The organism is Kamptonema animale CS-326, assembly GCF_028330895.1.
Classification (GTDB): Bacteria; Cyanobacteriota; Cyanobacteriia; order Cyanobacteriales; family Microcoleaceae; genus Kamptonema; species Kamptonema formosum.
The window spans coordinates 1-14705 of record NZ_JAQMUA010000015.1 but is presented as its reverse complement, the minus strand read 5'-3'; the positions used below and the strand labels follow the sequence as shown (position 1 = coordinate 14705).

Annotated in this window: 12 protein-coding genes, 1 tRNA gene and 2 pseudogenes; 11 read left to right on the top strand and 4 right to left on the bottom strand. The window is 42.9% G+C overall.

Features of this window, described 5'->3' with window-relative positions:
• Positions 1 to 246 precede the first annotated feature (246 nt).
• On the top strand, positions 247 to 2943 hold the full coding sequence (locus PN499_RS00885; RefSeq protein WP_272029694.1) for a DnaB-like helicase N-terminal domain-containing protein: 2697 nt from the start codon (positions 247 to 249) through the stop codon (positions 2941 to 2943).
• Entirely contained in the window at positions 2940 to 4025 is a 1086-nt protein-coding gene (locus tag PN499_RS00880; RefSeq protein ID WP_272029693.1) for a site-specific integrase, read from the top strand. Before PN499_RS00885 ends, PN499_RS00880 begins: the two co-directional genes overlap by 4 nt.
• 141 nt (positions 4026 to 4166) lie before the next feature.
• Here PN499_RS00880 and PN499_RS00875 read toward each other — a convergent pair.
• A tRNA-Phe gene (locus PN499_RS00875) sits at positions 4167 to 4239 on the bottom strand.
• Positions 4240 to 4367: 128 nt separating this feature from the next.
• Here PN499_RS00875 and PN499_RS00870 point away from each other — a divergent pair.
• The gene (locus PN499_RS00870) at positions 4368 to 7049 is read left to right on the top strand and encodes a phospholipid carrier-dependent glycosyltransferase (protein ID WP_272029692.1); all 2682 of its coding nucleotides are present in this window, start codon (positions 4368 to 4370) and stop codon (positions 7047 to 7049) included.
• 132 nt (positions 7050 to 7181) lie between these two features.
• Complete coding sequence (locus tag PN499_RS00865) at positions 7182 to 8108, top strand: cobalamin-binding protein (RefSeq protein ID WP_272029691.1); 927 nt, start codon at positions 7182 to 7184, stop codon at positions 8106 to 8108.
• A 91-nt stretch (positions 8109 to 8199) separates the two neighbouring features.
• On the opposite strand, the gene PN499_RS00860 is transcribed toward PN499_RS00865, so the two are convergent.
• On the bottom strand, positions 8200 to 8370 hold the full coding sequence (locus PN499_RS00860; RefSeq protein WP_272029690.1) for a hypothetical protein: 171 nt from the start codon (positions 8368 to 8370) through the stop codon (positions 8200 to 8202).
• 84 nt (positions 8371 to 8454) lie between these two features.
• Between PN499_RS00860 and PN499_RS00855 the strand changes: the two genes are divergently transcribed.
• Positions 8455 to 8583 carry a hypothetical protein gene (locus PN499_RS00855; protein WP_272029689.1) on the top strand — a complete coding sequence of 43 codons (129 nt, stop codon included), beginning with the start codon at positions 8455 to 8457 and terminating at the stop codon, positions 8581 to 8583.
• Here the strand turns inward: PN499_RS00855 and PN499_RS00850 are convergent.
• Positions 8554 to 9321, bottom strand: a complete 768-nt coding sequence (locus PN499_RS00850) for a class I SAM-dependent methyltransferase (protein WP_272029688.1) — start codon at positions 9319 to 9321, stop codon at positions 8554 to 8556. The genes PN499_RS00855 and PN499_RS00850 overlap by 30 nt on opposite strands.
• Positions 9322 to 9487: 166 nt before the next feature.
• Between PN499_RS00850 and PN499_RS29740 the strand changes: the two are divergent.
• The 5 genes and pseudogenes from PN499_RS29740 to PN499_RS00830 form a co-directional block, all read left to right on the top strand.
• Positions 9488 to 10102: pseudogene (locus tag PN499_RS29740) on the top strand (Tll0287-like domain-containing protein); the annotation flags it as partial.
• A gap of 78 nt (positions 10103 to 10180) precedes the next feature.
• Positions 10181 to 10957, top strand: a pseudogene (locus tag PN499_RS29735) (adenylate/guanylate cyclase domain-containing protein); the annotation flags it as partial.
• Positions 10958 to 10966: 9 nt separating this feature from the next.
• Positions 10967 to 12379 (top strand): adenylate/guanylate cyclase domain-containing protein, encoded by a 1413-nt coding sequence (locus tag PN499_RS00840; protein WP_272029686.1) that lies wholly within the window; start codon positions 10967 to 10969, stop codon positions 12377 to 12379.
• Positions 12380 to 12392: 13 nt separating this feature from the next.
• A complete protein-coding gene (locus PN499_RS00835) occupies positions 12393 to 13004 on the top strand; it encodes a class I SAM-dependent methyltransferase (RefSeq protein ID WP_272029685.1) in 612 nt (203 codons plus the stop codon).
• A 226-nt stretch (positions 13005 to 13230) separates the two neighbouring features.
• The gene (locus PN499_RS00830) at positions 13231 to 13905 is read left to right on the top strand and encodes an SDR family oxidoreductase (protein WP_417063859.1); all 675 of its coding nucleotides are present in this window, start codon (positions 13231 to 13233) and stop codon (positions 13903 to 13905) included.
• Here PN499_RS00830 and PN499_RS00825 read toward each other — a convergent pair.
• Positions 13892 to 14368: a hypothetical protein gene (locus PN499_RS00825; RefSeq protein WP_272029684.1), complete on the bottom strand. Its 477-nt coding sequence runs from the start codon at positions 14366 to 14368 to the stop codon at positions 13892 to 13894. The two genes, PN499_RS00830 and PN499_RS00825, sit on opposite strands and share 14 nt — an antisense overlap.
• Positions 14369 to 14447: 79 nt before the next feature.
• Between PN499_RS00825 and petN the strand changes: the two genes are divergently transcribed.
• A complete protein-coding gene (petN, locus tag PN499_RS00820) occupies positions 14448 to 14537 on the top strand; it encodes a cytochrome b6-f complex subunit PetN (RefSeq protein WP_071592453.1) in 90 nt (29 codons plus the stop codon).
• The last annotated feature ends 168 nt before the right edge of the window (positions 14538 to 14705 follow it).

Here is a 14705-nt window from a genome sequence, read left to right as displayed (position 1 = left end):
GGCTGGCGGTGCGGCTATTTTTGAGTTGTTGCTCCAGAATTTCTGGGCTTTCTGCGATCGCCAGTATCAGTTGGCGTGCCATAGTTAACGATCCCTAAACAGTATCTCTATTCTATGCAACTTCATTTAAAATTGGTATTACCCAACAGATAGACGAAGACCCAGAGTTTGACCCCATTCCATTTTGATCGAACAGCAAAAAGCCGAGGGTGACTCGGCTTTACCAGCAAAAGATTTAGGAGCTTTATGATAGCTATTCTACCACAAAAACCGCCCAGATTCTATAGCGGGAGTACTTATTCTACCCCCTGCAATCTCGAAGCAGAAGAGGCAATAATTGGCGGCATCTTAATTGACCCTAATGCAATGGAGAGGGTTATAGAGATACTGGAGCCTGACTATTTTTTAATGACTGCCCATCAACTAATCTACAAGGCAGCCCTTGAGCTTCATGCTCAGGACAAACAAATAGATTTCAGGAGCGTTACTTTTTGGCTAGCAGACAACAACCTGCTAGAGACTGTTGGGGGGCAGGCAAAAATTGCACAGGTATGCGAACGCACCGTCTCAGCAGTCAATATTGACCAATATGCTTATTTAGTCCGTGATAAATTCGTTTGTCGATCTGGCATAGAGGCCGCCAATAGATTATTAGTAAGTGCCGAGCAAAACGAACCTCTTGATGATTTCTTAGGTCGGTTTAAGGCGGAGATAGAAGCACTTGAGTCGCTCGTAGTCAAAGAAGATGGGGTTATCACAAACGAGTCGGAAATTAGATTCAACGCGCTGTGCAAAGAGCTTGACAAGATTGAGTCTAACGAGAATTCAGCTTATCAAGACTGGGAAATGAGAAGGTTGGCCAAAGAATGGGGCTTTCGGTCAACAAAAGAGCTTTTAGATTTCCACGCTAAATTCTTAGACAGTCGCCACAGAAAAGGGGAAAAAATCACCTATGGGTTGACAGAATATTTTGACAAATTCGCCAACAGTAGTGCTGACTGGCTAATCAGGGGATGGATTCCTAATAAAGTCGTAACCGTGCTTCACGCGGCCGGCGGCGTTGGCAAAACGCGATTAGTCAGCTCAATTTGCAGGTCGCTAATCGCTGGAAAAAGCTGGAGTGGCTACGACGTTGACGAGCCGTGCTGTGTCCTATTTATAGAAACAGACCAGGGCGTGGTAGTCAACATTAAAATGATTGACGAGCAGGGCTATTTGGACGAGTCAGAGGAAGTCCGCGCTAGGTTCAGAATTAATGACAACTGGAATATCAATCAGTATGGGAAGCTCAAAGCCATGCTGAATGAGTTTAGAGAGTTACACCCGTACTCTAAAATTTTGGTCGTGGTTGATAGTCTTACAACTGTTAGCTCTAAAGCAACCTTCAGTGAAAACGATCAAGAATTTGCTAGACCGTTGGTACGGTTCCGGGCGATCGCCGAAGAATTCAATTGCTCATTCCTAGTTCTCCACCACAGCAACAGAGCCGGCGAATGCCGAGGCTCAACCGCAATCTTCAACGCGGCGGATCAGGTTTGGAAGCTGGAACGGGTAAACAAGAATGCCCCAGCCGGCCCCTTGTTCTTGGATATCCAGAAAACCAGGGTTAGAGCACCGGGTCGATACGTCCTTGAATATTCCGATCAGACCTGGACGTGGACAATTGCGGGCAGGGTCGCCGCCGATGATTCCATCGAAAGTGGTTTTACTCCAACACAGCAGGCGATTCTAAGACACTTATCAAAACATTCTGGGATTGGATTTGAGGCTGAGGATCTGGCTGAAGCCTGCAACATTGGCTTATCAACTTGCCGGAAAGAGCTGGGGATTTTGGGCAACGAAGCGTTAATCAGCTCAGTCAAACAGGGGCGACCGCGCAAAGTTTACTTTATCGGCACTCTAACTTCAAAGCCGAAACCACCGTCAACAGCGGGTTTAACACCTTTGGGTAAGTGGGTTGACTCAGTTGATCCGGTTGATCCGGTTGATCCGGTTGATCCGTTGATCCGTGAAAAAAATAATGGTTTAGAAAAAAACGAAAAAAACGCGGATCAAACGGATCAAACGGATCAAACCTTACCCCGTATGGATTTGAGCGCGGATCAAACCTCGGATCAAAACGGATCAAACGGATCAAACGTTACAAAGCGAAACAATCCAGACTTAAAAACAGGCGATCGCGATGTGCCAGTTAGTGTGACAGAGGCGACTAAACCTGACTTTTCGGTAATAAAAAAAAGAATAGTCTCCCTCATTGAGGCACAGTTCGATTTTCCAAATCAGAATCAAATTCTTGATAACGCGGGGAGCCTGAACGACTTCCTCCACCACTTAATCGCTATTGCCCCAGACGTGAGTTGGACAGAAGAACTAGCAAAAGAAATCCTTAATGCCTTTCCTGCCGTTCCACAGTTAGGTGCTGTCCTTGATGTATTTGATGATTCTGATTCGATTGAGTTTGAGTTCAATATTGCTCCTGTGACAGAGGCGATCGCAGATACAAAATTGCTCTCAATTGGCGACAAAATTGTTTCTGCTACCGGAGTTGAGATAGCTGAAATTCTTGCGGTTAATTCCCAGCGCCTCTACTTCAAACCATTGGAGGATTGCGGCCCAATGATTGAAAAGGGGTTTGCGAAAGCCAAGTGGAGTAACGATCAGATAGTTTCAAGCCACAAGGAATTTAAGAGCTGGACTGATGTGATGAGCCTTCGGGTGGTAAGGGCTCAGCCGATACCCGAAATTGATAAGTCCGCACAGGCGGCTGAGCCAAACTGGCAACCAGGGCAAAAGCTAAAGATGCTAGTCCAGGGTCAGATGCAGCGTGATGTGGTGGAATTTGTTGCCTACCATTTCACCCTAGAAGGGGCGGCGATGGCGATAGTCAAGTGGCTCGACAAACAGCATCTTGTTCCCTTTGATAGATTGTCGGAGGTCGGATGAAAAGCCCCAAAGGGACTGTGGTTGTTTCTTCTGTCCGGGGGATGTTGAGGCTGCGGCTCCCCCGTCACCTGTTCGGAGGTCAGCAAAAATGCCTCTACCTTAATCTCTCCGATACTCCCGTCAACCGTGCCGCCGCCGAACAGAAGGCACAAGCCATAGCTACTGATATTGCATTTGAACGCTTTGATTTTAGTCTTGGCAAATATCAACCTCAGATCCAAGCAATTGACGAGTTTCCTTTCACGTTAAAGGAATTATGGGAACAGTACACCGCCCATAAATCTAAGTCTTTATCCATAACTACTTTGAACAAAGATTTCAAGCGAGTAGCTGCACACATTGCAGCTTTACCCACCCACTTGCTGAGAGATGCCCGGAAAATCCGTAAGCACCTGATTGCAACATTGACGGTCGGAGCTGCGAAGAAAACCTTGATGCAAATTAATGCTTGTTGCCAGTGGGCCTGTGATGAGGAGCTAATTAGCCGCAATCCCTTCGTTAACTTGCCCAAAATCAAGGCTATGAAGACTCAAAATAAAATCGATCCGTTTACCAAGCACGAGCGAGACATAATAATTACCGCTTTCGAGCGAGATCGCCCTCACTATGCCCCATTCGTGAAATTCTTATTTTGGACTGGATGCCGACCGAGTGAAGCCATCGGCTTGCAGTGGAAGCACATCGCCCCCGACCTCAGTAGAATCACCTTCGTTGAAGCTGTAGTTGAGAAGAACCGCAAAGACACCAAAACTCACACTATTCGGAAATTCCCAGTCAACCCTCAGCTCAAAAGTTTGTTGCAATCAATCAAAAAATCACCAAATTTAGAAACCTTAGTTTTTACCAGCGTCGAAGGCTGTATGGTTGACGGGCACAACTTTCTTGAGCGCGAGTGGACAACCATACTCAACGAGAACGTGATCGCTTACCGGGTTGTCTACAACTGTAGACACACATTCATCACTTTGTGCTTGGAAGCCGGTGTACCCGTGACCCAAGTGGCGAAATGGGTGGGTAACAGTCCTCAAACTATTTGGAAACACTACGCGGGGTTAGTTAGTACGCACATAGTCCCGGAATGACACTTTTTGCTCCAAGAAAATCACTTGCACCACAACTGCACCACAACTGCACCTCACTGCACCACAAAACGGCCTATATTGGAGTAGTGATTGTCTAGCCATAAAACAACTAAACCTCTTACACTGTAAGAGGTTTAGGAATGCCAGGACCGGGACTTGAACCCGGGACACGAGGATTTTCAGTCCTCTGCTCTACCAACTGAGCTATCCCGGCGTTTTTTTCGCGCTTTACTATAATAACAGACTCTATCGGAATTTGGCAAGTAATTTTCCAAAAAATTTTGAGGGGAGGAACCTGCCAGCCTGTAATCTACAATCAAGAGTCTAAAATCTCAAATCACAATGGCTGAAAAACACGAGGACAAAGGGTACAGAAGTCTCCTTCCCCTAGCAATTATATGGCTAATAGCTGCGGCAAGCGATCGCCTCTGGTTTGCCCTAGACCGCTCCGTACCCGCTTGGGATCAGGCAGAATACCTGACAGGTACCTTGAACTACTGGCGAGCGTTACAACATCCCCAATGGCTTTCTGGCGAGTGGTGGACAAATTTTTGGCTGCTCTCATCCAAAATTCCCCCCTTAACTTACATCTTAACCGTCCCCTTTCTCAATCTTTTTGGTCTAGGGAGCGATCGCGCCACCCTCGTTCACTTGCTCTTCAGCGGGATACTACTCGCTTCAGTTTATGGTTTGGGTCGCCAGTTATTTAACCGCCAAGTAGGTCTGTGGGCCGCCGTACTATCCCTACTTTTCCCCGCACTTTATCGCTTTCGCCTGCAATTTTTACTCGACTATCCCCTAACTGCGGCTGTAACTTTGAGCTTTTATTGTCTAACAATGTGGAAAGCAACAGGGGAAAGCGGGAAAATACCTAATCAAAAATCGCCACTTTCTTTATTGTGGGCGATCGCATTTGGGCTATCTTTTGGCTTAGCTATTTTAGTAAAGCACACAGCCCTACTATTTCTGTTTACTCCCCTAGTTTTGCTGGGGATAGCAACAATCCGACAGCACGCCTGGGTTAAATTAACTCAGCTAGTAGGTAGTTTATTACTTTCCGCAATCATTTTTGGCCCTTGGGCGAAAACCAATTGGTTGCTGATGCTAACAGCGGGAAAGCGAGCAACAATAGACTCCGCGATTGCAGAAGGAGATCCCAGCCTCAATACTTTAGATGCTTGGATTTACTATTGGAATAAACTACCCGATCAAGTTTCCTGGCCCCTGTTACTCTTTCCCTTGGTAGGATTAATCCTCTATATAATTAAATATTTAAAATCACACAAAGTTATCAAAATAAAATCTCCACTTTCTAACTTACAATCGCCCACCTTTCATTCTCTGACTTGGCTAGCAGTTTTTTGGGGGGGAGGCTATTTAATTAGTTCACTTAATATTAATAAAGATGCTCGCTATGTTTTACCATACTTGCCAGTATTATCAATTTTCTTAGCCTACTGTCTAACACTATGGCCGCGCCGCTGGGGTCGATTAATTCGTTTTTATACGGTAGGCTTAGCAATTATACTGATGTTTTTAAACATCTGGCCAATAGGAGGTAATTTAGGAAGTGCTCTAACACAATTTCTTAGTCCTGCTGCTCAATATCAAGCGAAATTGGGCAAAGAATGGCCCCACCAAGAAGTAATTTCGGAAATTATTCAAACAGCACCTTATTTACGCTCAACCTTGGGAGTTTTGCCCTCAACCCCAGAGATAAACCAGCACAATTTAAACTACTTTGGGGCCATAGAAAATTTCCAAGTTTACGGCCGTCAGGTAGGAACAAAATTAGAACAAGTACCTCAAGATGTGCGCTCTCTATCTTGGTTCTTAACTAAAACTGGCGAACAAGGTTCAATTCGCAAACGTATTAAAAAAGCTCAAGCTGCAATTGTTGCAACTATTGATAAAAGCTTAGATTTCCAATTGCAAAAAACTTGGCTATTACTAGACAATACCAGCTTAAATCTTTATCATAAACGCTTGTTACCTATCGAGATTAAGCCTTTAGCAGAGCGGCGATTGCAAGTCAAATTAGAACGAGTAATTGTACCCGATAAATCTCTGCCAGGAGTACCGATTCCCGTTACTTATGAATGGTCAGGGCCTTGGGAACAATTGCAGTCTGGTTTAGTGCTGATTACCTGGCGAAATCAACAATCTAATAGTACAACTTCTTCAATACCTATATCAAAGTTTATACACGATCACGCTATAGGCAGTGGAGAGTTACATCGCGGCTTTTTAAAGCCGGAGCAATTTGCTATTGGGTTTAAAGTAATTGAAAGAATGGCAATGTTTTCTCCTGGTAATATTGAGCCTGGAACTTATCAGCTAGAAGCTACCTATCTTAATCGAGAAAATGGTAAGACTTATTCTATAAATGTACCAAAGGCTAGTATTAAACTTGAGCGAAAAAGCACAGAAAATCGTTCTCCCAGCAATTCCCAGACTCAGTTATTAGGAGTAAAAAATTCCAAGAATCTTGAGATATTATCTACGAAACCTACTCAAAAATCCCTTGCTAATTCGACCGTGCCTGAGTTAGATTTTGTGACTCAGTTAAGGATGATGGCGGTTAATTTACCCCAAGGAATAAAAGGATTAGAACCAGTTTTTGATCGGATTGGGCGGATTAATCAGTACGATCCGATTCAGGATTACACCATTCAGGCAGAACAGGCATTAGAATATAGAATGAAGCTAGAACCCGATAATGTGGAATGGGCTTATGCAGTGGCATTTTCTAGAGTATTACAGCAAAAAGTAGAAGGCGCGATCGCAGCTTTGCAACGAGTTACCCAGTTGGACTCTAAAAACTCCAATGCTTATGGTTATCTTGCATTTGTTCATATCTATAATTGGCAGCCTAAAGCGGCTCAATCTGCTTTAAAAACTGCTTTAGTTCTCAACCCGAATCAACCAGAAATTCAAGTTCTAAATGGTGTAGCAGCGCTGATGCAAGGTAATTTAATACAAGCTTGGCACGATTTACAAGCCATTAAAAAACTAAAAGTGTAAAAGTTAACCTGGAATATTAAATACAAGAAATAAGGAGAGAGGGAGACTGGAGGATTTTTCACAATTAGCAATTACCAATTAGCAATTACCAATTACCAATTACCAATTACCAATTACCAATTACCAATTACCATGACCGACTTAAGAATTGTATCCTTAATTCCTAGTGCAACAGAAATTTTACAAATATTAGGATTAACTGGTTCTATTGTAGGCCGTTCCCACGAATGCGACTATCCCCCAGAAATCCAACAGCTACCAATTTGTACCCAACCTAAATTTAATCCCGAAGGTACTAGCGGGGAAATTCACAACCGCGTGACAGAATTATTGCAAAATGCTCTCAGCGTCTATAAAGTAGAAATAGAAACTCTAGAACAATTGCAGCCTACTTATATTCTCACACAAGCTCAGTGTGAAGTTTGTGCCTGTTCCTTAGTAGAAGTAGAACAAGCAGTTAGTACGCTGGTAAATAGCAAACCTGAAATTATTTCTTTGCAGCCTAATTTACTCGCAGAAGTTTGGACAGATATTCAGCGAGTTGCTGATATCATAGGCGTTGATGGAAAAAGTGCAATTGAACAATTAAAATCCCGCGTTGACGCTATTACTTCTACCTTTTCCAAGCAGGTTAATAGCAATATTCCCACAGTGGCTTGTATTGAGTGGATTGAACCATTAATGGCCGCTGGTAATTGGATTCCCGAATTAGTGACAATGGCTGGAGGGAATTCTCTATTTGGGATTGTAGGTCAGCATTCACCTTGGTTACAATGGGAATCTCTTGTTAAGGCTAATCCAGATGTGATTATTTTCATGCCTTGCGGCTTTGATTTAAAACGCACTCGGATAGAAGCAAAGGAAATGCTTAAATACACAGAATGGGAAACTTTGCAAGCTGTTCAAACTGGAAAAGTTTACATCACTGATGGCAATTCTTACTTTAACCGTCCAGGGCCAAGACTGGTAGATTCTTTGGAAATTCTAGCAGAAATACTGCATCCAGAAATGTTTAATTTCGCCTACCAAGGATGGGAACATTTAGAAATTAAACATTAAAAAGCAAAAGTTAAAAAACAAGATTTTTTTTGTCTTTAGCTTTTCAATATTCCCCAATATCCCATTTTCATAGGAATCAAGACGTTAGGAATCAAGGCCTTTGGATAATATCCACCGAATTATCCCTCTCTGGGCCGAGTTTTTGATATTCTTCTATGGCTTTTTTCTCAATTTCTTCTTCCGATTCAGATGCTGTCACCTGCCGATCTTCCTCATCAGTCGGCGGTTTGCTTTTCTCTGTTTTGTCTTTGTTGGGAAGCACGATATATTTCCTAAAACCTGCAAGTTAGATGGGGAGATCGTATCTATTTTAGGACTTACGCACGCTTCAGGTAACGCCGTCAAGATGGCAGTGTTAAAGATATTTTGCGTAAGTCCTCTATTTCTAGAATTAGCGCGATCGCCAAAAAATCGCATCTTCCTCTCGGATGAACCTGGGAAAAATTTATTTCACCCAGCCGCCAAATACGGCTAATCCATAATATTTCCAAGGCACTACCACCGGATCGAATCCTGCTTTAGTCAACATTTCTAAATGTACCGATAATGTAGCCAATTGATCGGGATTAGAATAACCATAAGGGATACTATTTCCAATCTGAGCCCGAATTTCTGTTAGCGTTGTTCCCTGTTGAACGGCCCAATCTTCCCGTACAGCTTGATAAATATCTGCCGCGATCGCAGATTCTGCCAGAATCGGGTCAGCATTCCAAAAACAGCCACCAGAGATTAAACTTTCACGGATACGGTAGAATAACTTAAGCTTCATCTCATCCTTGAGATGGTGAATTGCCAGAGATGAAACACAGGCATTAAATTTATTGTCAATTGCCATTTTTAGGTAATAGGAGAGATCGAGAGAATTATTCGCCCACTCGCCGAAATCCAATTCTATCCCTACCCATCTATCTGCAAAACCTGCTGCTTCAATTTTAGCCTTAGCAAACTGAAGCATACGCGGGGAGTAATCTACAGCAATTATCTGAGTAGAGGGGTAGCAGCGAAGCAATTTTAAACTCAGTTCGCCTGTACCGCATCCTAATTCTAAAATCCGCTGGTTAGTATTAGCGATACAGCGAACTAATACATCTAGCATTTCATCGTACCGAGGCAAAAGTTGCCGCATTCCTTTGTCAAAATTAGCAGTATTCGCAAAAACTTCTCCGGGAAATATAAAGTTGTCTGTAGAGAGGGGATTGATATCAGAACTCACGATTGCTTCCAAAATAGACTATCGGTATTCTAGCTGAGGAAGGCAAAATTCGAGCGCCACACTGTTAATAGCCGAGTTAAAGAGTTACAATTGTGCCTAGTTTCACGGAAAAGCTAAAAATATTTGGAAAGTAAGAGAAAGATCGACCCTTTCACTTGGGAATATCATGCGCCAGTTCACTTCTCAAACCTGGAACGCCTTTAAAACCCTGTTCTACAGGCAAATTATCCTTGGTCTGACAATTTTGTTCTCAGTAGGCGTGGCGATAGCAATGGCGAATATGTCCAGCCTGTCGTCGAACCTGATTAAATCCCAAGCACTCCAAAATGCCTCGCTGTATGCTGAGGCGATGAAAGAATCCCGCACTCTTTACAGTTCCGATGTCGTCAGCCGTCTCGCAGGTCGTGAGGAAATTACCGTCACGCACGATTATACTTTGAAAAAAGGAGCAATTCCCGTACCCGTAACCTTCCTGATTGAACTAGGCAAGCAGTTGGGTGAAAACCATCCAGAAATGTCAGTCCGCCTCTATAGCGACTATCCTTTTCCCTCACGCCGAAAACAAGGCGGCCCCAAAGATGATTTTGAGCGAGAGGCACTTAATTATTTAAAAGAACATCCGAAGGAGCAATTTTTTCGTCTTGAGGAATTTCGCGGGAAACCATCATTTCGATATGCAGAAGCAGACTTGATGAAGCCTAGCTGCGTTACTTGTCATAACACTCATCCAGAGAGCCCAAAAACTGACTGGAAGGTGGGGGATGTACGGGGGATTTTAGAGATTACTCAACCTCTCGATCGACCCACTAGCCAAACTCGTACTGGTCTCCGTACCCTCTTTTTAATATTATCAGGAATCTCCGTTTTAGGCATAACTGGATTAACGTTGGCTGTCCGTAGATTGCGTCAAGATGCCAAGGAGTTAGAGAGGCGCGTTAGGGAACGCACAGCTCAATTACAGCAGGCAAATGAAGAGGTGATTAAGGAACAAGAAAAATCTGACCGCTTGTTGCTTAGTATCTTACCAGAACCGATTGCTACTAAGTTGAAAAATGGTCAAAGTAGTATTGCTGACGGGTTTGCGGAAGTGACAATTCTATTTGCTGATATAGTTGGCTTTACTAAGCTTTCTCAACAGGTATCTCCTGAAGAGTTGGTTAAATTGCTCAACGAAATTTTTTCAGCATTTGACCAGCTAACTGGACGGCACGGATTGGAGAAAATCAAGACGATTGGAGATGCTTACATGGTAGTCGGCGGTCTCCCCGAACCCCGCAACGATCACGCTGAAAGTATTGCAGAAATAGCCTTAGATATGCAGCAGGAAGTTGCCAAGTTTAATGCTACGCATAATATGGAAATTAATATTCGGATTGGGATTAATACTGGAGCTGCGATCGCGGGAGTTATTGGTACTAAAAAATTCATTTATGACCTGTGGGGTGATGCTGTAAATACTGCTTCCCGCATGGAATCTCATGGGATTCCAGGCGCAATCCAAGTAACAGAATCAACCTACAATCTTTTGAAACATAAATATCAGTTAGAACCGCGAGGAAATATCAATGTAAAAGGCAAGGGAGAGATGGTTACTTATCTGCTGACTGGCAGATTACTTTGCGATGTACTGGTTTGAGTCAATTTTATGAAGCCTCGGATTTTAACTCTATTAGGTTCCTTCAAAGCCCGCTTGTCTCTGCGAGTAACTTTCTGGGTATTTGTTAGCCTGATTATTATTGAGCTGATTATTCTGGTTCCCTCTTATTTTCGCCGAGAAGATGAGCTTTTGTTGCAACTAGAGCAAGTTTCTAATGCAAGTATTAACTCCCTAGTGGTCTTGACAAAAACAGATATGTCCGATCGCGATCTTTTTCGGACAAAAGTTAAAAATATTATCACTAATTCTAATATAATTTCCGGAATAGCAATTTATAAGGTTAACGGTGAACTGATAAATACATTAGGCGAAGCACCAGAAATTTCTTTTTCAGAACTCAAAAATGCTAAAATTTTACGCAGGCGCAGCCGAGATGGTTTTAGATATGATGTTGCTTGGACAAATCTCCATTTGGGAGGAAACTATATCTTGATCGTCCGTCAGGATGCTACCTCAGTTCAAAGGGAATTATACGCCTTTACTCTCCGAATTGCTGGTCTGGTTTTGATTATATCTATTGTTGTTACTTCTGGCACAATGGTCGTATTAGGGATTACAGTAATTGCGCCGATACTGAGGCTTAGAGATGACTTAATTGCTGCGGGAGATGCCTTAAGTAAAAATGAGATCAAACCTGACTTTTACTCTTTATCTGTCAAGCGTAGAGATGAGCTAGGGGAGGTGATGGAAGCATTTAACCAGATGTTTAATAGAGTCTATCAAGAAATTCATCAGCGAAAAAAAGCCGAAGAAATATTGCGTTCTGAACAAGAAAAGTCAGAGCGTTTATTGTTAAATATATTGCCAGCGCCGATTGCTGAACGGTTGAAGCAAGGACAAAGTAATATTGCTGATGGGTTTGCAGAAGTGACGATTCTTTTTGCTGATATTGTTGGATTTACGGAAATATCATCGCGAGTTTCTCCTCAAGAATTGGTAGATTTGCTGAACAAGATATTTTCAGCATTTGATGAGTTGAGTGAAAAGTATTGTTTGGAAAAAATTAAGACGATAGGCGATAATTATATGGTAGCTGCTGGTCTACCAATGCCGCACCCAGATCATGCAGAAGCGATTGCTGAGATGGCTCTCGATATGCAGCAGGAAATAGTAAGATTTAGCATGGAATGTGGCAAACCACTAAATATCCGAATTGGGATTAATTCTGGCCCTGTTGTTGCTGGTGTAATTGGCACTAAAAAGTTTATTTACGATCTATGGGGAGATGCAGTAAATACTGCTTCTCGCATGGAATCCCAGGGACTTCCAGGTAAAATTCAAGTCAGTGCTTCAACTTATCATTTGTTACAAAATAAGTATATATTTGAAGAGCGTGGTATAATTCAGGTGAAAGGTAAGGGCGAAATGACTACTTATTTGCTTACTGGTAGAAAAGTGTAGTGATGGAGGAATAGTGGAAGAACGCGAGATAGTTACTATCGCAGAGTACCAGCTAACGGCTATATCTTTCCGCGATGGGACTTGGAACCATGATGTATCCCAAAATCGGAATGCTTTGGTGGCAGCAATGCCGCAAAATCCTGGTAAAATTCTGGATGTAGGCTGCGGGCCAGGACGCGATTTAGTGTGGTTTAAAAGTCAAGGACATACGGCATTTGGTTTGGATGCTACGCCTGCTTTTGTGGAAATGGCAAAAGAGTTATCTGGTTGCGAAGTTTGGCAACAATCTTTTTTAAATCTGGACTTGCCTCTGGCAACTTTTGATGGTATTTTTGCTAATGCTTCTCTCATTCATGTACCCCGCGATCGCATGGTAAAGGTGTTAAAGGATTTTCACAAATCTTTAGTTCCTGCGGGTGTAATTGTGATGTCTATGTGTCGGGGAAGTTGGGACGGTTACGATGTGCGACCGTCTGGTAAGCGCTATACTGTAGCTTGGGAATATGAAACTTTGGCTCCCTGTTTGGAGCAAGCAGAATTTGATATTATTAAGCATTATTATCGTCCCCCTGGTTTGCCTTGTGCCGATCAATCTTGGGTGGTGATGGTGGCTAGGAAAAGTTAGGAAGAAGGAAGAAGGAAGAAGGAAGAAGGAGGAAGGCTTTAGTTATCTATAGCAATCCTAAATCATTTGTGAATTTCTTACTCCCTCCCCTTAGCAAGGGGAGGGTTGGGGTGGGGTAAAAAATTTACGATTCATTTAGGATTGCTATATCGTTTGATGGTTTGACTTTGATACTCTAATTGTGGCAGAATGTCTTAAGTTTGAAGATTAAAAGGGATTAACGATCGTGGCTGAATCTTACGTTTTTTTAGCGGGTGCGAGTCGAGGAGTTGGGCGAGAAATTGCTAAATATTTGACCTCAAAACAGATAAATGTGAAAGCAATCTTGCGTTCATCCGATAGTCGCAATGAATTAGAGGCGATGGGTATTAAAGTAGCAATTGGCGATGCTTTAGATGCTGTGGCTATCGAAGCGGCGATGAGTAACGGCGAGTCTATTTCTAGTGTAATTAGTACGATTGGTGGTTTGCCAAAAGATGGGGAAAGGGCGGATTATTTGGGTAATAAGAATTTAATTGATGCGGCGGTAAAAGCGGGAGTGCAAAAGTTTATTTTAGTTTCTTCTATTGGTAGTGGCAATAGTGTGGTAGCTTTATCGCCTCAAGCTTTGGAAACTTTAGGGCCTGTTTTGGTGGAGAAAGAAAAGGCAGAAAAGCATCTGATTGCAAGTGGATTGATTTATACTATTATTCGTCCAGGGGGATTGAAGTCTGAACCTGCTACGGGTAATGGGGTTTTGACTGAGGATTATCAAATTTCTGGGATGATCCATCGTGCAGATGTGGCACAATTAGTTGGTCAGTGTGTTGTTAGCGATCGCACCAATAATAAGGTATTCTCAGCAGTAGATCGGAATCAGCTTTTTGTCAATCAAACTATTGATGAGTTTAGTTTGAGTTGAAGGGTTCGATCCAATGGCGTTGGATGGTAAAATCTAGAATAATGGCAGCGATCGCAAACATCAGCATACTTTCCAACGCCAGCGCAGCATAAAACCCGATATTTTTGGCAAGTAAGATGCTAGTATGACCCGATAATTCTACATCTACCTGGGCTAATCCCCGCACCAGTCCGAAGGCTAATACCACACCAGCTTTGAGTTGCGGGTTAGTGTCGCGGCGGATGGCGTAGCGGTAGGTGACACCGAAGAGAAAACCGGAAATAGATACGATCGCACATCTTACTACTAAGTTTAAGTCAATCGCTGTGGTTTGCAGTCTCGTTAGGGCTGCCAATTTTGCTAGTATGAGATTGTTCGCGATCGCCACAAGGACAAATGCTAACAACAGCGACAACGCCGCTAGAGAACCTGCTTTCAGAGATTCTAACCGTTCTGCGGCGCTAAAGTTTGAGGAATCGTTCACGGGGCTAATGCTATAGATGGCTCAAAGTGAAATATAATCTAGAATTGAAGTCATTTTGTACCTTTTTTAAAGCACTGCTATGGATATTCTTTCACTAGGTTGGGTTGGACTTACCGTGGTATTCACCTTCTCGATTTCGATGGTAGTTTGGGGACGCAACGGTTTCTAGATTGCAATTATACCAAATCCGGTTTTATTGCTTTCTTTTTTTTAGTCCGCATTAGCGGACTTTGTTTGTCAAAGTGCGATTTCCCATCGCCAAGAAAAGATAGTTTTATCATCGGATTTGGTATTACTTGATTCTGTAACGCCGCCATCTTGGCGGTGACTTTACCGC